General features: G+C 63.8%; 21 protein-coding genes and 1 pseudogene. 10 read left to right on the top strand and 12 right to left on the bottom strand.

The annotated features are described in order from the left end of the window. Nucleotides 1-77: 77 nt before the first annotated feature. Nucleotides 78-824, top strand: coding sequence for a DUF72 domain-containing protein (locus ACFC3J_RS05185; protein ID WP_375195143.1), 747 nt, complete (start codon nucleotides 78-80; stop codon nucleotides 822-824). A gap of 296 nt (nucleotides 825-1,120) precedes the next feature. On the opposite strand, the gene ACFC3J_RS05180 is transcribed toward ACFC3J_RS05185, so the two are convergent. Continuing rightward, entirely contained in the window at nucleotides 1,121-1,306 is a 186-nt protein-coding gene (locus ACFC3J_RS05180) for a PspC domain-containing protein (protein ID WP_375195142.1), read from the bottom strand. Nucleotides 1,307-1,633: 327 nt separating this feature from the next. Here ACFC3J_RS05180 and ACFC3J_RS05175 point away from each other — a divergent pair, with 327 nt between their 5' ends. Together ACFC3J_RS05175 and ACFC3J_RS05170 are read left to right on the top strand one after the other, a co-directional pair. Further along, nucleotides 1,634-2,020, top strand: a complete 387-nt coding sequence (locus ACFC3J_RS05175; protein WP_375195141.1) for a gamma-glutamylcyclotransferase — start codon at nucleotides 1,634-1,636, stop codon at nucleotides 2,018-2,020. Nucleotides 2,021-2,084: 64 nt separating this feature from the next. Further along, on the top strand, nucleotides 2,085-2,990 hold the full coding sequence (locus tag ACFC3J_RS05170; RefSeq protein WP_375195140.1) for a dienelactone hydrolase family protein: 906 nt from the start codon (nucleotides 2,085-2,087) through the stop codon (nucleotides 2,988-2,990). Here ACFC3J_RS05170 and ACFC3J_RS05165 read toward each other — a convergent pair whose 3' ends face one another. Further along, on the bottom strand, nucleotides 2,991-3,524 hold the full coding sequence (locus ACFC3J_RS05165) for a peroxiredoxin (protein WP_375195182.1): 534 nt from the start codon (nucleotides 3,522-3,524) through the stop codon (nucleotides 2,991-2,993). Between the two features lie 48 nt (nucleotides 3,525-3,572). On the opposite strand from ACFC3J_RS05165, the gene ACFC3J_RS05160 reads away from it, so the two are divergent. From ACFC3J_RS05160 to ACFC3J_RS05145, 4 genes are all read left to right on the top strand, one after another. Next, nucleotides 3,573-4,262: a hypothetical protein gene (locus ACFC3J_RS05160; protein WP_375195139.1), complete on the top strand. Its 690-nt coding sequence runs from the start codon at nucleotides 3,573-3,575 to the stop codon at nucleotides 4,260-4,262. A gap of 115 nt (nucleotides 4,263-4,377) precedes the next feature. Further along, on the top strand, nucleotides 4,378-5,448 hold the full coding sequence (recF, locus tag ACFC3J_RS05155; protein WP_375195138.1) for a DNA replication/repair protein RecF: 1,071 nt from the start codon (nucleotides 4,378-4,380) through the stop codon (nucleotides 5,446-5,448). A gap of 107 nt (nucleotides 5,449-5,555) precedes the next feature. Continuing rightward, entirely contained in the window at nucleotides 5,556-6,086 is a 531-nt protein-coding gene (locus ACFC3J_RS05150) for a CHAP domain-containing protein (protein WP_375195137.1), read from the top strand. A gap of 73 nt (nucleotides 6,087-6,159) precedes the next feature. After that, complete coding sequence (locus ACFC3J_RS05145) at nucleotides 6,160-6,846, top strand: CHAP domain-containing protein (RefSeq protein ID WP_375195136.1); 687 nt, start codon at nucleotides 6,160-6,162, stop codon at nucleotides 6,844-6,846. Between the two features lie 76 nt (nucleotides 6,847-6,922). Here ACFC3J_RS05145 and ACFC3J_RS05140 read toward each other — a convergent pair whose 3' ends face one another. The 7 genes from ACFC3J_RS05140 to ACFC3J_RS05110 form a co-directional block, all read right to left on the bottom strand. Further along, nucleotides 6,923-7,201, bottom strand: coding sequence for a DUF3297 family protein (locus tag ACFC3J_RS05140; RefSeq protein WP_375195135.1), 279 nt, complete (start codon nucleotides 7,199-7,201; stop codon nucleotides 6,923-6,925). 32 nt (nucleotides 7,202-7,233) lie between these two features. Continuing rightward, nucleotides 7,234-8,130, bottom strand: coding sequence for a serine protease (locus ACFC3J_RS05135; protein WP_375195134.1), 897 nt, complete (start codon nucleotides 8,128-8,130; stop codon nucleotides 7,234-7,236). A gap of 3 nt (nucleotides 8,131-8,133) precedes the next feature. Next, nucleotides 8,134-8,556: a DUF350 domain-containing protein gene (locus tag ACFC3J_RS05130; protein ID WP_375195133.1), complete on the bottom strand. Its 423-nt coding sequence runs from the start codon at nucleotides 8,554-8,556 to the stop codon at nucleotides 8,134-8,136. Nucleotides 8,557-8,701: 145 nt separating this feature from the next. Next, the gene (locus ACFC3J_RS05125) at nucleotides 8,702-9,004 is read right to left on the bottom strand and encodes a hypothetical protein (RefSeq protein ID WP_375195132.1); all 303 of its coding nucleotides are present in this window, start codon (nucleotides 9,002-9,004) and stop codon (nucleotides 8,702-8,704) included. 108 nt (nucleotides 9,005-9,112) lie between these two features. Further along, nucleotides 9,113-10,354 (bottom strand): class I SAM-dependent methyltransferase, encoded by a 1,242-nt coding sequence (locus tag ACFC3J_RS05120; RefSeq protein ID WP_375195131.1) that lies wholly within the window; start codon nucleotides 10,352-10,354, stop codon nucleotides 9,113-9,115. Nucleotides 10,355-10,386: 32 nt separating this feature from the next. Further along, a complete protein-coding gene (locus tag ACFC3J_RS05115; protein ID WP_375195130.1) occupies nucleotides 10,387-11,139 on the bottom strand; it encodes a molybdopterin-binding protein in 753 nt (250 codons plus the stop codon). Further along, entirely contained in the window at nucleotides 11,136-11,864 is a 729-nt protein-coding gene (locus ACFC3J_RS05110; RefSeq protein WP_375195181.1) for a cytochrome b/b6 domain-containing protein, read from the bottom strand. The genes ACFC3J_RS05115 and ACFC3J_RS05110 overlap by 4 nt, the downstream gene beginning before the upstream one ends. Before the next feature lie 291 nt (nucleotides 11,865-12,155). On the opposite strand from ACFC3J_RS05110, the gene ACFC3J_RS05105 reads away from it, so the two are divergent. Together ACFC3J_RS05105 and ACFC3J_RS05100 are read left to right on the top strand one after the other, a co-directional pair. Continuing rightward, nucleotides 12,156-12,665 carry a porin family protein gene (locus ACFC3J_RS05105; protein ID WP_375195129.1) on the top strand — a complete coding sequence of 170 codons (510 nt, stop codon included), beginning with the start codon at nucleotides 12,156-12,158 and terminating at the stop codon, nucleotides 12,663-12,665. Between the two features lie 303 nt (nucleotides 12,666-12,968). Beyond that, nucleotides 12,969-13,475, top strand: coding sequence for an outer membrane protein (locus ACFC3J_RS05100; protein ID WP_375195128.1), 507 nt, complete (start codon nucleotides 12,969-12,971; stop codon nucleotides 13,473-13,475). Nucleotides 13,476-13,528: 53 nt separating this feature from the next. Here the strand turns inward: ACFC3J_RS05100 and ACFC3J_RS05095 are convergent, their stop codons facing one another. The 3 genes from ACFC3J_RS05095 to ACFC3J_RS05085 all read right to left on the bottom strand — a co-directional run bounded on the left by ACFC3J_RS05095 (nucleotide 13,529) and on the right by ACFC3J_RS05085 (nucleotide 15,859). Continuing rightward, the gene (locus tag ACFC3J_RS05095) at nucleotides 13,529-13,954 is read right to left on the bottom strand and encodes a hypothetical protein (RefSeq protein ID WP_375195127.1); all 426 of its coding nucleotides are present in this window, start codon (nucleotides 13,952-13,954) and stop codon (nucleotides 13,529-13,531) included. A 107-nt stretch (nucleotides 13,955-14,061) separates the two neighbouring features. Further along, nucleotides 14,062-15,321: a 23S rRNA (adenine(2503)-C(2))-methyltransferase RlmN gene (gene rlmN / locus ACFC3J_RS05090; protein WP_375195126.1), complete on the bottom strand. Its 1,260-nt coding sequence runs from the start codon at nucleotides 15,319-15,321 to the stop codon at nucleotides 14,062-14,064. A gap of 46 nt (nucleotides 15,322-15,367) precedes the next feature. Further along, the gene (locus ACFC3J_RS05085; RefSeq protein WP_375195125.1) at nucleotides 15,368-15,859 is read right to left on the bottom strand and encodes a hypothetical protein; all 492 of its coding nucleotides are present in this window, start codon (nucleotides 15,857-15,859) and stop codon (nucleotides 15,368-15,370) included. A 169-nt stretch (nucleotides 15,860-16,028) separates the two neighbouring features. On the opposite strand from ACFC3J_RS05085, the pseudogene ACFC3J_RS05080 reads away from it, so the two are divergent. Next, nucleotides 16,029-16,318: pseudogene (locus tag ACFC3J_RS05080) on the top strand (DNA polymerase III subunit beta); the annotation flags it as partial.

Below are 16,318 nucleotides of genomic sequence, written 5' to 3'. Positions count from 1 at the left end.
GGGAAAACCCGTTCCGTCAAAAGCCGCTGGCGTTGATCGCCTCTGCCGATCAGGATGGAGTCAAAGGAGAGTCCGGCATGGGTGGAAAAATCAGGGTCGGCATCGGTGGTTGGGTCTTCGAGCCATGGCGCGGCACTTTCTATCCCGAAGGGCTGCGGCAGAAGGATGAACTGGCCTATGTCGGCGAACATCTGACCGCAACGGAGATCAACGCCACCTATTACAGCACGCAAAAGCCTGCGACCTTTGCCGGTTGGGCGAAGGCGGTGCCGGACGGCTTCCAGTTCGCGGTCAAGGCTTCCCGTTATTGCACCAATCGCAAGGTGTTGGCCGAATCGGGCGATTCCATTGCGAAATTCGTCAATCAGGGGCTGGTCGAGCTGGGCGACCGGCTGGGTCCTATCCTCTGGCAGTTCATGCCGACCAAGAAATTCGACCCGGAGGATTTCGGCGCTTTCCTGAAACTGCTGCCCGCCAGCGTCGACGGCGTGCCACTGCGCCACGCGCTTGAGGTGCGACATGAAAGTTTCGATGATCCTGCCTTTTTCGAGCTGGCGGGACAGGCCGGCGCTGCGGTGGTCTATGCCGATCACCCCGAATATCCGGCGTTGCGCGGCCATGATGTCGGTTTTTCCTATGCCCGGCTGATGCGCACGCGGGAGGAAGAGGATAGCGGCTATGCCTCCGACGAGATCGCGCATTGGGCCGCCATGGCGCGGGGGCAGGGCGCTCAGGGCGACGCCTATGTCTTCTTCATCAGCGGCGCCAAGGTTCGCGCCCCCGCAGCGGCGCAGGCGACGATCGCGGCTTTGGGGCAACAGTGACTGTTGCATTTGCTGCAACTGCGAAATCGTCCTTTGCGATTGTTACAATTTCATGTCCGGCGCATAGGCGCGCTTGCCCAATGGGCAGACATAAAAAAACAACTTGCAGGACGAACGATATGCGAAACACTGTTCAGGGCGTTGCCCTCATGGTTGCGGTTGGCGCCCAGATGCTGACCTTCTATTCGGTTCTGTTTGCCTGAGCGCAACATGACCTTATCTTTTCCGTCACTGGCGGACAGCAAAAGAGCCACCCCGGACATGTCCAAGGGTGGCTTTTTTATTATGCGCAATCTTCAGCCCGCGGCCAGCCAGCCCGCGAGCAGATAGGCGACGACGCCCACCGGCCCCAGCGCGCAAAGGGTCATCAGCACCACGGCAATGCGGATCAGCGTGACATCCAGACCGGTGCGGTTGGAAAGTCCCGCACATACGCCCATGATCTTTCCGTTGTGGCGGTCGAGGGTGAAGCTGTTGTTCATGAATCTGGCCTTCTTACTGCGAAGTGAAAATCAGGCGATGGGGGCGACGGGAACGGCAGCGCCGATGAATAGCCCGGCAACCAGCAGGGCGCCGGTGAGGGCGAATGCGATATTCTGGATTTTTGCGAGGAACATGATTGAACTCCCTGACATCGTCGGGGCCGGACCATCCGGCCATGATGTCGGGAAGATTGCAGGAGCCGTGCCAATTTCGATTTTCCGCAGGATTGGGCGCCTTTTCGGTTCAATCGGGGGAATTTGCACCGGGAAAATATCCATTATTTGGTCAAAATTCCCGCGAGTGGGGAATATTCCCATGGCCTGTCCATGAGCGCGCCCTTGCTCTTCGTTTATGGCACGCTCCGTCCCGGTCATGACGGCCCGATGGCCCACTGGCTTGCACATGTCGCTCGCCATGTCGGAGGGGCGACTGCGTCAGGGACGCTTTACCATGTCGACGGCTATCCCGCTTTCGTGCCGGGCGAGGCCGATGTCGTCAGAGGCGATCTGTTTGCACTGCCTGACCCAGCCGCGATCCTGGCCGTGCTGGACGAGCATGAGGAATGTTCCCCCCATTTCCCCCATCCGCAGGAATATCGGCGCGAGCGGCTGACCGTGCGAAGCGTGGCCGGTCCGGTCGAGGCATGGACCTATATATACAATCGGGACGTTGGCGCGCTGGCGCGAATCCAGAGCGGCGATTTCCTTGCCTGAGAAGGACTTGCGCTCGGCGGAGGCGGGATTAGGCTCCGCAACTCCGGCTTCAGGAGAGACGCGCATGACCGACTCGCAGGACCAGCCCGAACGTTTGCCCGAAGATCGCAACTGGATCGGCTCCACCGGACTGGATCGCCGCAGATTGCTGGCCGGGGGCGCTTTCGCGGCAGGATTTGCGGCCGCCTGCCGCCCCGTTTCCAGCAGCGCCGTACAGACCTCCGGCGAGGGGCTGAAGGAAGAGACGGTGTCGATCAGGGCGGATGACGGCTTTGCCATGCCCGCTTTCGTCGCCCGACCAGCCGCCGCGAAGAGCGCACCCGTCATCTGCGTCGTTCATGAAATTTTCGGCGTCCATGAATGGATACGCGACATGTGCCGCCGTTTTGCGAGGGCAGGCTATTATGCGATCGCGCCCGACCTGTTCGCGCGTCATGGGGACGCCACCAAGGTCGCGGACTTCAGGCAGCTCATCGCCACCATCGTTTCCAGGGCGCCGGACGCGCAGGTCCTGAGCGATATCGATGCCACCTATGTCTGGGCCAGCGGACATGGCGGCGACGGGACACGGCGCGGCATCACCGGCTTTTGCTGGGGCGGGCGGATGGTGTGGCTCTACGCGGCCCACGCGCGGGATCTGGATGCGGGGGTCGCCTTCTACGGCCGGCTCATCAGCGACAGGACGGAACTGCAGCCCCTCAGCGTCATCGAACGGGTGAGCGCGCTCAAGGCCCCGGTGCTGGGCCAATATGGCGCGCTAGACAAGGGTATTCCCGTGGCCGACGTGGAAAAGATGAAGGCGGCGCTGACGCTTGCCGGCAAATCGCCGCCGGATGCGATCACCGTCTACCCCGGCGCCGACCATGGCTTCATGGCGGACTATCGCCCCAGCTATGACGAAGCCGCCGCCAAGGCCGCGTGGAAGGCGACGCTTGGCTGGTTCGACACCTATGTGAAGCGCGGGAAATGATTATTTCTGCTTCATCGCCTCCACGGCGGCCAGCGTGCTCTTCACATGACCGGCATAGTTCATCTCGCTATGGACAAAGGCGATGCGGCCGCTGGGCGCGATGACATAGGAGGTGCGATCGGTCATGCCCGGCCGCATCTTGAGCGCAACATCATAGCCCGACACGATCGCGGGGCCAGCCGATGCCACCGCGAATTTGCCCGCGCATTCCTTGGTCGAGAAGGCGACCAGATCGTCCACCGGATCGGCCGACATGCCGATCACGGTCGCGCCCGCCTTTTTGAAATCCTCGATATGTTCGGCAAATTCCCGCGCTTCGGCCGAACAACCCGGCGTGAAGGCCTTGGGGAAGAAATAGAGGACCACCGGCCCGCGCTTCAGCTGGTGCGACAGCGTCAGGGTAAAGGTCTTGCCCGCCAGCGCGCCGCGCGTGGTGAAGTCGGGGGCCTTCGCGCCCACGGCCAGCGCCGCCATCGCGCCCTGCGTACCCAGCGCGGCCGCGGCAAGAGCAAGGGCGATCTTCATGCTTTTCATCATCGGCTTCCTCTTCATGGTGGCGGCTCCCGAAAATAGTGCAGGATCATGGTGATGGCCGCAAGCTTTGCCGGGCGCAAGTCCGCCGAACAGGATCTGGCAGCCGTCCGTTCGGATCAGGCGCGAGAGAAAAATCCTCCCTTGCCGGGACAGGCATGGCATGATGGCGTGCCAATCGGACGGAGTGCAGCAGAGATGACATCAGAGGGCGCCAATGCGGGAACCCCTTGGCGAAGCGCCGGTTTTCTTCCCATGCGCGCAACGATCCTCCTGCCGCTGCTGATGCTGGCGGCCTGCGGCGACAGGCAGGATGAGAAGTCCGGTGTCGTGACCAACATCGTCGATCAGACGCTGCCCGACGTTCGGGCGGTGCCGGAGGGGTCGAACGGCATCCAGACCGCTGAACCGGCTCCCGCGTCGCCAGCCCGGGAAGCGCCGTCCGGATCAACCATGCCTGCCAGCGTGCAGGGGCGCTGGAAGGGGCTTGACGAAAGTTGCGCCGATCGCGCGACCGAACTGGAGCTGACGGTTACGCCCACCAGTCTGATCTTCCTCGAAAGCGAGGGCAAGGTGACCGGCCTGTCCCATGGTCCCGATGGCGCGATCCGCATCGACGCCGCCTTCACGGGCGAAGGGCAGAGCTGGACCAAGAGGCTGGAGCTGCGCCCGTCGGCGAACGGTCGCGAACTGACCGTGCTGAACGACGGGAGGGCCGTGACCCGCAAGCGTTGCAGTTGAAGTGCGAAGCGCTTTGTCGGCGCGCCGGCCGTCGCCGGAGCATTTCCAAGCGAAAATGCGGCATGGAAAGACAAGAGTGTTTTCGCTCAAAGTGAAAACACTCTAGAGCGTCCGCATGATCGGCCGTCTCACCTTAAGCGATTTCCGCAACCATGCGGACGCGCTGATCGTGCCCGGTCATGCGTTCATCGTGTTGACCGGCGAAAATGGCGCGGGCAAGACCAACATATTGGAAGCGATCTCCATGCTGGCGCCCGGCCGCGGGCTGCGCGGCGCTGCCCTGCGCGACATGGTGCGGCAGGACGGTGCGGGCGGTTTCGGCATAGCCGCCGAAGTGGACGGCGCGATGCTTGGCACCGGCGTTCTCGCCGCAACGCCAGACCGGCGGCAGGTGCGGATCGGCGGCGTCGCCTCCTCCGCCAATGCGCTGGCGGACCATCTCTCGATCGTCTGGCTGACCCCGGCGATGGATCGGCTGTTCATGGACAGCCCCGGCGGGCGACGGCGCTTTCTGGACCGACTGACGCTGGCGCTGCATCCCGCCCATGCCGTCCACAGCGCCCGTTATGAGGCAGCGATGCGGGCGCGCAACCGGCTGCTGGGCGACCTGCATGGCGCCGATCCGGGCTGGCTGAGCGCGCTGGAAGCGCAAATGGACGAGCATGGCACCGCGCTGGCGGCTGCCCGCGCCGATCTGGTCGCCCGCCTCTGCGCCGCGCTGGAGGGGCAGCCCGATCATCCCTTCGCCCGCCCGCTGCTGGCGATCGAGAGCGAGGAGGAGGGGGGCGAACCGCTCGGTCGCCGTCTGGCGCGGGAGCGCCGCCGCGACGCCGCCGCCGGGCGGACCCTGTCCGGCCCGCACCGGCAGGATCTGGCCGTCACCCATGCCGCCAAGGGGCAGGCCGCCGCGCTCTGTTCGACCGGCGAGCAGAAGGCCCTGCTGCTCTCGATCCTGCTTGCCCACGCCGCGCTGGTCACCGCTCATCGCGGTCAGCCGCCCGTGCTGCTGCTCGACGAAGTGGCGGCCCATCTCGACCCGTCACGACGAGCGGCGCTGTTCGAACGGCTGGGCGAAACGGGCGGTCAGGTCTGGATGACTGGAACGGAAGACAGTCTTTTCAACGAGTTGCACGAATCGAGCCGGTTTGCCGTAACGGCGGGCCATGTCTTTCGTTCCGCGGGTTGACGCGTCCAGAAAACGACTCGTCGCTCGTCGCTTTTCAACTCGTCCGGCGTCTGCCCTAAGCCTTTTCACGGGGTTGGTTCCTAAAAAACAGTCGGGGGTCGCATTTCATGATCGGTGGTTTTCGCGCTTTTGTCGCAGCGGTAACGCTCGCACTGGGCGCCCTGATCACGACCCCGGCCGCTGCCGGCGTCCTCCAGTGTGCACCGTTCGCCCGTCAGGTTTCCGGTATCGAACTCTATGGCAACGCCAATACGTGGTGGGGTCAGGCCGAGGGCCGCTATGACCGTGGCCATGAGCCGCGCGTCGGCGCCGTTCTCGCCTTCGCCGCCAGCCGGTCGATGCCGGTCGGCCATGTCGCGATGGTCAGCAAGGTCGTCAGCGAGCGCGAAGTGCTGCTGACCCATGCCAACTGGTCCTATCGCGGCGGCGTCGAGCGCAATGTCCGCGCCATCGACGTGTCGCCCAACAATGACTGGACCGACGTTCGCGTCTGGTATGGCCCGATCGGCGATCTGGGGCTGCGCTCCAATGCCGCCAGGGGCTTCATCTACGCGCACAAGTCGAACGACATGCCGGTGCAGATCGCCATGGCCGACCGCGCAACCGCCGGCAGCGACTCTGCCCGCGGTGCTTTCTGACATTTTAACCAGTTCCTAAGGGACGGCCGCCTACTCTCTCCGGCGGTGGGGCGATTCTGACTTTCGGGGTCGCATGAATTTTCGAACGATGCGCTGGGCGGCCTTGCTGCTGTCCGGCCTGATCACGACGCCTGTTCTGGGCGCGACCGTGCTGCAATGCGTGCCCTATGCGCGCGTCGTGTCCGGCGTCCAGCTCTATGGCGACGCGCTGACCTGGTGGGATCAGGCGGAAAATCATTACAGGCGCGGGCATATGCCGCGGAAGGGCGCGGTGCTGGCCTTCCGTCCGGCCGGACCCATGGTGCTGGGCCATGTCGCCGTGGTCAGCCGGGTGCTGGACGAGCGGCGGGTGCTGATCCGGCACGCCAACTGGTCGATACCCGGCGCGATCGAGGAAGATGTGCTGGCCATCGACGTGTCGGATGCGGGCGACTGGAGCGAGGTGCGCGTCTGGCACAGCCCGACCGGCCAGATGGGGGCGCGGACGAACCCGACCTTCGGCTTCATCTATCCCGACAAGCCGGGATTGCGTGAGTTCCGGCCCGATCCGGCGTTGGGTGACAGCATTCGGCTGGCCCGTGCGGAGAGCCGCGCAGACGATCCCGACGAATATGCCGCTCCGCCGCGCAAGGCCCGCGCCCTGGGCCAGCCGCGTCTTGCCATGGACATGCGCGCCATCCGCATCGCCGATGCGTCGCCCTCCGCCCGGTCGCTGGGAGACATCATCGCCGATGTGAAGCGGGACGCGGCACTGCGCTGAACGGCGTGCGCAGCCAAATGAAAAGGGCGCGGTCCGATGTCCAGACCGCGCCCTTTTCCGGTTTTCGGGAGGGGGCTTATTCGCCCTTTTCCGCCGCTTCTTCTTCGGCGCCTTCCGCAGGATTTTCGTACCAGGCTTCCACCGGCCCGGACAGCTTGATCGTCAGCGGCTGGCCATGACGGTCGCGGGTCTTGCCCGCGGCGACGCGAATCCAGCCTTCGGAAATGCTATATTCCTCGACATCGTTACGCACCCGGTCCTTGAACCGGATGCCGATGCCGCGCTGAAGCACATCCATGTCGAAAAAGGGACTTTTGGGGTTGGTGGAAAGGCGGTCGGGGGGCGTATCGCTCATGATGGTCCAAATCCTGTCAATTTGGTCGCGGACTACCTCTTTGGCCGTCCTCCCGTCAACTGTCCTGCATGGTCATCCACATCGCAGAATATCCGGCGGATTACCCCCTGCGCGAGCCAGGACTGGAACCGGGCCAGCGCTTCGCCGGGATCGATGAAGGGATAGGCGACAGGACGGTCGCTGACGGCCCGGCTGGCCATGACCAGCCGGCTCATGGCATCGGGCGGAACGGTCAGGATACGGCCGCGCCGGTCGGTCGCGGCGCTGTTGACGCCCACGACATGGCCGTCCTCGGCAAAGACCGGTCCGCCGCTGATGCCCGACAGCGTGCCGTCTCCCACGGGGATTCTGGTCCGCTCCGCCCAGGCGAGCACGGGCTGGCTTTCCTCGACCTGTCCCGCTTCCGACCGCGCTCCCTCTGCCCGCCCCCCTTCTGTCCGTCCCCGCCGGGCGCGGGCGGCGCCGATCAGTTCGGATATCACCAGCGTCGGCTGTCCTCCGGGAAAGCCCATATGATAGCCGACCGATCCGGGCGGCGGCATCGCGTCCGACAGGGGCAGGGACTGGCCGCTCGGCATACCGCCGCGCACCAGCGCCGCATCGGCCTCCCGGCTTGCAACGACATGGAAGACCTCGCGGGCGACGCCGCCTTCTTCTATACCCACGCGCGCGCAATCATGGGTCACATGCCCGGCGGTCAGCCATGTACCCTGGCGGTCGACGGCAAAGGTGGTGCCCATGCTGTCGGCGGGGCCGCCCGGACGATCTTCGATGACGAAAGCCTCGTCGCTCCATTGCGGCAGCGGTCGGCGGGGCGAGCGCGGGTCATATTCCTCGATTCGAAGCGTGGGGGCCCGCGTCGTCTCGCTGACCCACAGCAACGCCAGCACCGCGCTGACCAGCAAGGGCAGGCACCCCCGCCGCGCCACGGCTCAGCCTGCCACCGCGCCGGCGGTAAGGCAGGCGATGGCGATCTTCATCATCGCCAGGAAAACCGCCGCCGAACGCTCATTGGCCTCGATCCGCGCGGACAGCGAGCCGATCAGATAATCGACGAAGCGAAAGGCGATGAGTTGCAGGATCAGCGTGACGCTGCCCCAGATCATGATGTCCCAGACATTGACCGATCCGGCGAGGCAAAAGCCCAGCGGGATGCCAAGACCGATGGCCGCGCCGCCCAGCGAGATGGCCGCCGCCTCATTGCCCGCGCGGATCAGCGCGAATTCGTCATGCGGCGTGATCCACATGTAAAGCGCCAGCGCCGCAAGCCATGCCAGCGTCGCGCAGGACAGGTGCAGCAGGAAGATGGGCAAGCCGGCGAGCAGGCTCTGGATGACGGGCATGGGATCGCTCATGCTTCAGAAAATGCCGTAAGCCGCCCGCCGGTGCAATCGGCGAGCGACCCATATTCCATGGCGCAAATGCGGCGCCTTCATTGTCGGCATCCTCCCCGCCCACCGATGGGGAGGATTTCCGGTCAGATCATGGCTGACGCGCCGGTCAGTTGCAGACCCGGATTTTCACACGCCTGTCGCGATAATGGTTATAGCGCCATTCGGTCCAGCAGCGCTGACGATAGTGGCCGCGCCAGTAGCCCCGTCGGTCATCGCGCCAATGCCGGCGATGATCGCGCCAGTCGCGCCGATTGTCCCAACGGCGATCATCATAACGGTCGCCGCGGTAACCGTCACGATAGCCATAATCACGGCCGCCATAATATTGCGCCTGGGCCGGAGCCGCGCTTACGCCCATGGCACTGATCGCCAGCCCCAGCGCCGCGACGCCCTTCCACAAGATGTTCATCTCTTACTCTCCTCACATGCACGCCCGTTACCGGGGACATGGGGGGAAGATGCCGCAGACTGACTGAACCGTCCGGGAACGGCGCTGTCAGCGAATATTCATGGTCAATCAGCGGCCGCGCAGCGCGCTCTCCGCCTCCAGCATATAGTCGCGCGTGATCGGCAGGACGCGGCGGTCGCGGACATATTGAACCTGATAATTCACCATGCCGCCATGTTCGAAAACGGTCGCGGCTCCGGCCAGATAGAAGGTCCAGAGCCGGAAGAAGCGCTCGTCATACAACGCGACGATGTCCGCCTTGTGCGCCAGCGTCCGCTTGTACCATTCGCGGATGGTGAGGCCGTAATGCATCCGCAGCACCTCCACATCCGTCACCATCAGCCGCGTTCCCTCGCTGCCCTGGATCATTTCGGAGAGGGCCGGAATATAGCCGCCGGGGAAGATATATTTCTGGGTGAAGGCGTCGGTGACGCCCGGCCCGTCGACCCGGCCGATGGTGTGGATCAGCATCACCCCATCCGTCGCCAGCAACTCGCGGCATTTATTGTAGAAGGTGCGGTAATCCCTGGTGCCGACATGTTCGAACATACCCACCGACACGATGCGGTCGAACGGCCCCTGCATGTCGCGATAGTCGATCAGCTCGAAACGCACATGATCGGCGACGCCCGCATCCTGCGCCCGCTGCCGCGCGACTTTCAGCTGCTCTTCCGACAGGGTGATGCCGGTCACGTCCACGCCGCAGGTGCGGTGCAGATACAGCGCCATCCCGCCCCAGCCGCAGCCGATGTCCAGCACCTTCATGCCGGGCTTCAGGTGCAGCTTGGCGGCGATGTGCGCCTTCTTGTCCTCCTGCGCCTGCTCCAGACTGATCCCGGCCTCATTGTCGGCGTCGGGGAAATAGGCGCAGCTATATTGCCGGTCGCGATCGAGGAAGAGGGCGTAGAGCGCCCCGGAAAGATCGTAATGATGGGCGACATTGGCCTTTGACCGCGCCCGGTGATTGGCCGCCCACAGCTTGCGCCGGATCGCCTTCAAGCCGCGCTTGACCGACCCAAGATCGCTGATCGACTTGCCTGTTTCCCAGGCATTGTTCATCCGGATCAGCGAGATCAGCTCCATGATCCCGCCGCCCTCGATCGTGACGCGCCCGTCGATAAAGGCCTCCGCCATGCCCAGGCGCGGGTCCCTGATGATGTCGAACGGCACCCGCGCATCGCTGAATTTCAGCGCCAGGGCGGGAAAGCCCGGCTCGGGTGTCCCGACCGTGATCTTCTTGCCGTCATGGTAGAAAATGGAAAGCTGGCCACGCGTGACCAACCGTTTGATGACCCGATCGAACAATTTCATGCCGCGCAACCTGTCAGGTCATTGAAGGCGCGTCAAATGCCCGCATACCAGTCATAGCCGGCATGGTCCTCCCAGAAGCCGCCCTTGCCCCCGTAAACATGGTCGAGCCGCGCAACCGCTTCGATTTCCATCAGATATTTCGCCTGCTTGTAGCCCAGCTGCCGCTCTACCCGGAGCCTCAGCGGCGCGCCGTTGGCGACCCGCAGCGGCTCATCGTTCAACGCGAAGGCAAGGATGGTCTGGGGGTGAAACGCATCGACCAGATCGATGCTTTCATAATAGCCCTTGCCCCCGCCCATGTCGTCGGCGCAGTGAAAGACGATATAGCGCGCCCCGTCGCGCAGTCGCGCCGCATCCAGAATCGGCTTCAGCGGCACGCCCCGCCATTTGCCGATCGCGCTCCATCCCTCGACGCAATCATGCCGCGTGATCTGTTCGCGATGGGGCAGGGAGCGGAGTTGCGCCAAGGACAGCGAGAGGGGGCGTTCGACCAGTCCGCCAATTTTCAGCCGCCAGCCGGCAAAGCCATCGCGCCACAGCGCCTTATATTCGGGCGTATTCGGATTGGCGGTGCCGTTGGGGCGGAAGAAGGGTGAAATCTGGTCCGGCCGGAATTCATGCGCCATGGCGTCGCGGACCATCAGGCTGCGCTGCGCCCATTTGTGGAAATTTTCGGCGGAAAACAGCGCTTCGCGCACGGTCGGGTTGCGCGCCAGCCGGTCGCAGCCCGCAAGCGTCGCGGCTGCCCCCAGGATCAGGTTCCGCCGGTTGAGGATCAGACTCATGCCCGCGCCGCCGGCACTTTATAGCGGCCGGTGATCATCGACCGGATCTCATTCACCGGCCCGGCAAGGATGACCATGATGATATGCGCCAGAAAGAAAGCGACGAGGCTGAACGCCGCGATGAAATGGATCGACCGCGCCGACTGCCTGCCGCCGAAAAGGTCCACCAGCCAGGGCCAGGCCGCATTCATGCCCGGCGACATGGTGAGGCCGGTCAGGATCACCAGCGGCAGAGCCACGAAGATCACGCCGATATAGCTGGCCTTTTGCAGCACATTATAGCGCAGTGCCGCCTCCCCGGTTGGGAAGCGCAAACGCGCATGGTCCCTGATGTCCTGCCAGATATGGCGCGGCGCCAGCTCCCCCCGGCGGAAGGCGAGGTCGCGTCCGAGATGGCCCAACAGGCTCCAGAGCATATAGAAGAGCAGGGCAAAGGCGAAAATCGGCGCGGCGGCCAGATGCCAGTGGCGCGACATCGCCAGATCATAATGAGCGGGCAGGGTGATCCAGCTGCCGAACCGCTCCAGCGTCAGCCAGGCATGGTCGTAATTTGCGCCATATTGTCCCCAGTAGAGCCGGGGATGCGCATTGAAGATGCCAAGCCCGCTGGTGAACAGCACGTAGAGAAGGGCGGCATTCAGCCAGTGCCACAGCCGCGTCGCCAGCCGGTGGCGGAGCACCGTTCGGGGTTCGGCCAGTGCAGGCCCAGATGGCGTGCTATCCATGCGCACCTGTTACCCTTTTGCATCAGAAAGGTCAAAATCTCGGGATCGTTCCGCAGGTGAACGCAATTTCATGTTTCCGTTCATGTGGCAGCCAGCTTCCGGGTCCATAAGCGCGCTTGCCCGGTGCCAAGTCAAATTTCCGGGTAGTTGAAGTTCGTATGGATCGATTCCCTGATATTTCAAGAGAGATGGGATCAAAGATTTTTAAAAATCAGTCCCTTTTAAAAACCGATTGAGACCTTAGATAAAACTCGTACCGGTCAGGGTATCAGATAAGTTATGAGGAATATCATGAAGACTGTTATTTTTGCGGCCATTGCTGCCGCCTCTGTTTCTGTTCCGGCTTTTGCTCAGGACGCCGCGCCTTTTACTGGTCCGCGCGCTGGCATCACCATGGGCTTCGACAAGATTCAGGGCGATGACGGCTTCAGCTATGGCGGGACCGCGGGCTATGACCTGGCCGTGACGCCGCGCATCACCGTCGGCCCGGAAGTGTCCTTCAGCGACGCCACCACCGACAGCGCGGCCACCGACGTCAGCCGCGATCTCGCCGCGTCGGTGCGTCTGGGCTATGTCGTGACGCCGAAGGTGCTGGCGTTCGGCAAGGTCGGCTATGCCAACACCCGTTTCGAGCCGGTCGCCGGCGGCCATTATTCGCTGGAAGCCGTGCGCTATGGCGGCGGTCTGGAATATTCGGTGACGCCGCGCACCTATATTTCGGCGGAATATCAGCGCACCGAATATGAATCGAACTTCGGCGGCCGCGATGCGGGTCTGGTCGGCGTCGGTTTCCGCTTCTAAAGAGACCTTGCTGCATGCAGCGCGGAAGGGGCGGTCCCATGGGGCCGCCCCTTTCCTATTGAGACTGTTGCGAAAAGGCAGCACCATTCAATAAAGTTCATATCCATATTGCAACAATGACAATCAGGTTACATATGCGCGGCGTCAGCGAGGCATATCGCTGCATGCAGGACGGGAAGAAGGCTGAGTAAGATCGGTCTTCAAGAGGTGATGATAGTATAAAAACGCAACGCCGCCCGTAAGAGAACAGAAAACGCCTGCCATATTTCTTGGCGATGGCGTTATTCGGAATATGAGGACTTTATGAAGACTGTGATTTTCGCAGCCCTGGCTGCTGCCGCCGTTTCCGCTCCCGCTTTCGCTCAGGACGCTGCGCCCTTCACCGGCCCGCGCGCGGGCGTGACGCTGGGCTATGACAAGATCGGTGGGCAGGACGGCTTCGCCTACGGCGTCAGCGCTGGTTACGACCTTGCCGTCGCGCCGCGCATCACCTTCGGTCCGGAAGTGTCGTTCAGCGATTCCACCGTCGAGGAAGGCGGCGTCGACGTCAGCCGTGATCTGGCCGCTTCGGTGCGCCTCGGCTATGTCGTGACCCCGCGCGTCCTGGCGTTCGGCAAGGTTGGTTATGCCGACACCCGTTTCGAGGCCGCTGGCACGAACATCAACTATGAAGGCGTGCGTTACGGCGGCGGCGTGGAATTCGCCGTGACCGGCAACACCTACATCTCGGCTGAATATCAGCGCAGCGAATATGAAGACGGCCTCGGCGGCCGCGACGCTGGCGTTGTCGGCATCGGTTTCCGTTTCTAATCCCTCTCGGATGGAACAAGGAAAGGGCGGTCCCTGCCGGGGCCGCCCTTTTTCTATGCCCAGGGCAAGGGCGTGACGTCCGGCTCGACCCAGCCGCGCCGCGCCTCCACCGACATCAGCCGCTCTCGTGACCAATAGGTAAAGAGCCAGTCCTTGTCGGCCATGGGCGAGGCCATCAGAGCGGCAAAGGCCGCCTGCGGCGTCGCGCCGTCGGGCAGGCTCGCCAGCACGGCCCGTGCCGCCCGCAACGAAGCCTGCGTAATCGTTTCATGATAGCCGGACGTATCGCTGTTCACCCCGCCGACGCTTTCATTATAGGCCGCGATCATTCCCGGCATGTCGCGCTCGGGCACCAGATCGGGCCGTCGCAGCATCAGCCATAACGCCGTCGAGAAATGGGCCATATGGGTCCATTCCTCCCTGGGCAGCGTCCGGGTGCAAAAGCCCGTTGCGATCCGTTCCATCTCTTCGTCCGTCATTCCTGCTCACCCGTTCAAACCGCCCGGACGAAACGCACAAGAAAAACCCCGCCGTTCCGGGCGGGGTTTCGTCTCGCGCCACGAAAGCGCGCCCTATCGTCCCCGCTCTATCCGAGCGCGGCTTGCTTCTCCGCTGCCAGCCGGTCCAGTTCGGCCCGGCTCTTCTTTTCCGAAGCCGATTTGAGCTGCCCGCAGGCGGCCATGATGTCCCGTCCGCGCGGCGTGCGCACCGGCGCGCTGATCCCGCCCTCGAACACGATGTCGGAAAAACGCCGGATCCGTTCGGGCGTCGAACATTCATAATCCGTGCCCGGCCAGGGATTGAACGGGATCAGATTGACCTTCGCGGGCAGCTGATACTGGCGGAGCAACCGAACCAGCTCATGCGCGTCCGCGTCGCTGTCATTCTTGTCCCTGATCATCACATATTCGAAGGTGATGCGCCGCGCATTGTTCGCGCCCGGATAGTCGGCGCAGGCCTGCAACAGCTGCTCGATGCCGTATTTCCTGTTGAGCGGGACCAGCTCGTCGCGCACATCCTTGGTCACGGCATGGAGCGATACGGCAAGGTTCACGCCGATCTCCTCTCCCGCGCGCGCCATCATCGGCACCACGCCGGAGGTCGACAGGGTGATCCGCCGCTTCGACAGGGCAAGGCCGTCGCCATCCATCACGACCTTCAGCGCGTCGCGCACATGGTCGAAATTATAGAGCGGCTCGCCCATGCCCATCATCACGATGTTGGTCAGCATCCGGCCGTCGGTCGTATATTGGGAGGCGTCGTCGCCCTCATCGTCATTGGCCGACGCCATGCTGCCTTTGGGCCACTCACCCAACGCGTCGCGGGCCAGCATCACCTGACCCACAATCTCGCCCGGCGTCAGATTGCGCACCAGCCGCATCGTGCCGGTGTGGCAGAAACGGCAGTTCAACGTGCAGCCCACCTGGCTGGATACGCAAAGGGTGCCGCGATCCGCGTCCGGGATGAACACCATCTCATAATCCTGCCCGTCGTCCGAGCGCAGCAGCCATTTGCGGGTGCCGTCGCTCGACACCTGCGCCTCGACGACCTGCGGACGGCCGACGACGAAACGTTCGGCCATCCAGCCGCGCATCGGCTTGGCAAGGTCGGTCATCGCGTCGAAATCGGTTTCGCCGCGATGATAGAGCCAGTGGAACAGCTGCTTGGAGCGCAGCTTCGCCTGCTTCTGGTCGAGACCCGCTTCCTCCAGCGCGCCCTTGATCTGCGGGCGCGACAGCCCCATCAGGTCGACGCGCCCATCCTCGCGGGGCGTCACTGCGCGGGGCACGGGCACAGGGTCGATAGCGCCGGGAATCGGCATCAGGGGGTTGGCGGCTGTCTGCATGGCCGCGCCCATAGCCGATTTCTGGGGATTTTGAAAGGGCAGCGCCTCAGCGCAGCCGCGCGCAACCCAGAGCCGCCGCATCGATCGCCGTGGCTGCCCCGCGCAGCGCGTAGGTGTCGGCAAAACCGCGCCCCCGCGCATCCCGCGTCTGCACGCTCATGCTGGTGGCCGATCGCATCGCCGCGATGATGGCCGCATCAGCCCGCGCGTCCGGCGCCCAGGCGTCGACCTGTCCCGCCACCAGCGTAAAGCGCCGGTCGCCGACATTCAGGATCACCGCCGCATCGCTGCCCCGCATCCGGCTCAGGCGAAAATGCACCTGACCGCGTACCCGCCGGCGCGGCCAGCTCCCCACCGCGGCAAAGCCCGCCGGCTTTGCCGACACCGGCATGGCGATTGCATAGCAGCGGGGCGCGAGGGGATCGCGGAACGCGCCCCAGGCATCGAACACGCCCAAAGAATCGCGTGCCTGCGCCCCGGTTCCGGACAGTGCGCCGATCGTCAGCAGGAGGAGGGCAAGGGCGGCCAGGCGTTTCACATGTCCGGGAAAGCCCATGCCGTTCCTTTTTGCAACCCTGATCGAAACGAAAGGATCAGCGAGCGCTTGCAGGGGCCGCAACAGCGGCTATGAAGGATCATCCATCATTGTCGCCCGGATTCGACCGTCTCCGGGCTTTCGCAAGAAAAGAAACGGACAGAACAGGGACATGAAGGCCACCATCGAACGCGCAACGCTCCTCAAGAGCCTCAGCCACGTCCAGTCGGTGGTTGAGCGGCGCAACACGATTCCGATCCTGTCCAACGTGCTGATCGAAGCGTCAGCCGACGGCGCGATCAAGCTGATGGCGACCGATCTAGACCTCCAGATCGTTGAAAGCGTGTCGGCGCAGGTCGAACAGCCCGGCGCCACCACGATCAGCGCGCACACCCTGTTCGACATCGCCCGCAAGCTGCCCGAAGGGTCGCAGGTGTCGCTCCACGCGGCCGAGGGCAAGAT

It is taken from the genome of Sphingobium sp. (genome assembly GCF_041987595.1).
Taxonomy (GTDB): Bacteria; Pseudomonadota; Alphaproteobacteria; order Sphingomonadales; family Sphingomonadaceae; genus Sphingobium.
The sequence above is the reverse complement of the archived record's forward strand: the minus strand, read 5'-3'. Positions and strand labels throughout refer to the sequence as shown.

Coding starts and splice junctions, on each gene's coding strand:
- ACFC3J_RS05100 (WP_375195128.1), top strand. CDS start 12,969: ATGAAGACTGTGATTTTCGCAGCCCTGGCTGCTGCCGCCGTTTCCGCT.
- ACFC3J_RS05125 (WP_375195132.1), bottom strand. CDS start 9,004: ATGAACATCTTGTGGAAGGGCGTCGCGGCGCTGGGGCTGGCGATCAGT.
- ACFC3J_RS05160 (WP_375195139.1), top strand. CDS start 3,573: ATGGTGATGGCCGCAAGCTTTGCCGGGCGCAAGTCCGCCGAACAGGAT.
- ACFC3J_RS05165 (WP_375195182.1), bottom strand. CDS start 3,524: ATGAAAAGCATGAAGATCGCCCTTGCTCTTGCCGCGGCCGCGCTGGGT.
- ACFC3J_RS05095 (WP_375195127.1), bottom strand. CDS start 13,954: ATGACGGACGAAGAGATGGAACGGATCGCAACGGGCTTTTGCACCCGG.
- ACFC3J_RS05180 (WP_375195142.1), bottom strand. CDS start 1,306: ATGAACAACAGCTTCACCCTCGACCGCCACAACGGAAAGATCATGGGC.
- ACFC3J_RS05145 (WP_375195136.1), top strand. CDS start 6,160: ATGAATTTTCGAACGATGCGCTGGGCGGCCTTGCTGCTGTCCGGCCTG.
- ACFC3J_RS05115 (WP_375195130.1), bottom strand. CDS start 11,139: ATGAGTCTGATCCTCAACCGGCGGAACCTGATCCTGGGGGCAGCCGCG.
- ACFC3J_RS05130 (WP_375195133.1), bottom strand. CDS start 8,556: ATGAGCGATCCCATGCCCGTCATCCAGAGCCTGCTCGCCGGCTTGCCC.
- ACFC3J_RS05150 (WP_375195137.1), top strand. CDS start 5,556: ATGATCGGTGGTTTTCGCGCTTTTGTCGCAGCGGTAACGCTCGCACTG.
- ACFC3J_RS05120 (WP_375195131.1), bottom strand. CDS start 10,354: ATGAAATTGTTCGATCGGGTCATCAAACGGTTGGTCACGCGTGGCCAG.
- recF (WP_375195138.1), top strand. CDS start 4,378: ATGATCGGCCGTCTCACCTTAAGCGATTTCCGCAACCATGCGGACGCG.
- ACFC3J_RS05110 (WP_375195181.1), bottom strand. CDS start 11,864: ATGGATAGCACGCCATCTGGGCCTGCACTGGCCGAACCCCGAACGGTG.
- ACFC3J_RS05175 (WP_375195141.1), top strand. CDS start 1,634: ATGAGCGCGCCCTTGCTCTTCGTTTATGGCACGCTCCGTCCCGGTCAT.
- rlmN (WP_375195126.1), bottom strand. CDS start 15,321: ATGCAGACAGCCGCCAACCCCCTGATGCCGATTCCCGGCGCTATCGAC.
- ACFC3J_RS05105 (WP_375195129.1), top strand. CDS start 12,156: ATGAAGACTGTTATTTTTGCGGCCATTGCTGCCGCCTCTGTTTCTGTT.
- ACFC3J_RS05170 (WP_375195140.1), top strand. CDS start 2,085: ATGACCGACTCGCAGGACCAGCCCGAACGTTTGCCCGAAGATCGCAAC.
- ACFC3J_RS05185 (WP_375195143.1), top strand. CDS start 78: ATGGGTGGAAAAATCAGGGTCGGCATCGGTGGTTGGGTCTTCGAGCCA.
- ACFC3J_RS05140 (WP_375195135.1), bottom strand. CDS start 7,201: ATGAGCGATACGCCCCCCGACCGCCTTTCCACCAACCCCAAAAGTCCC.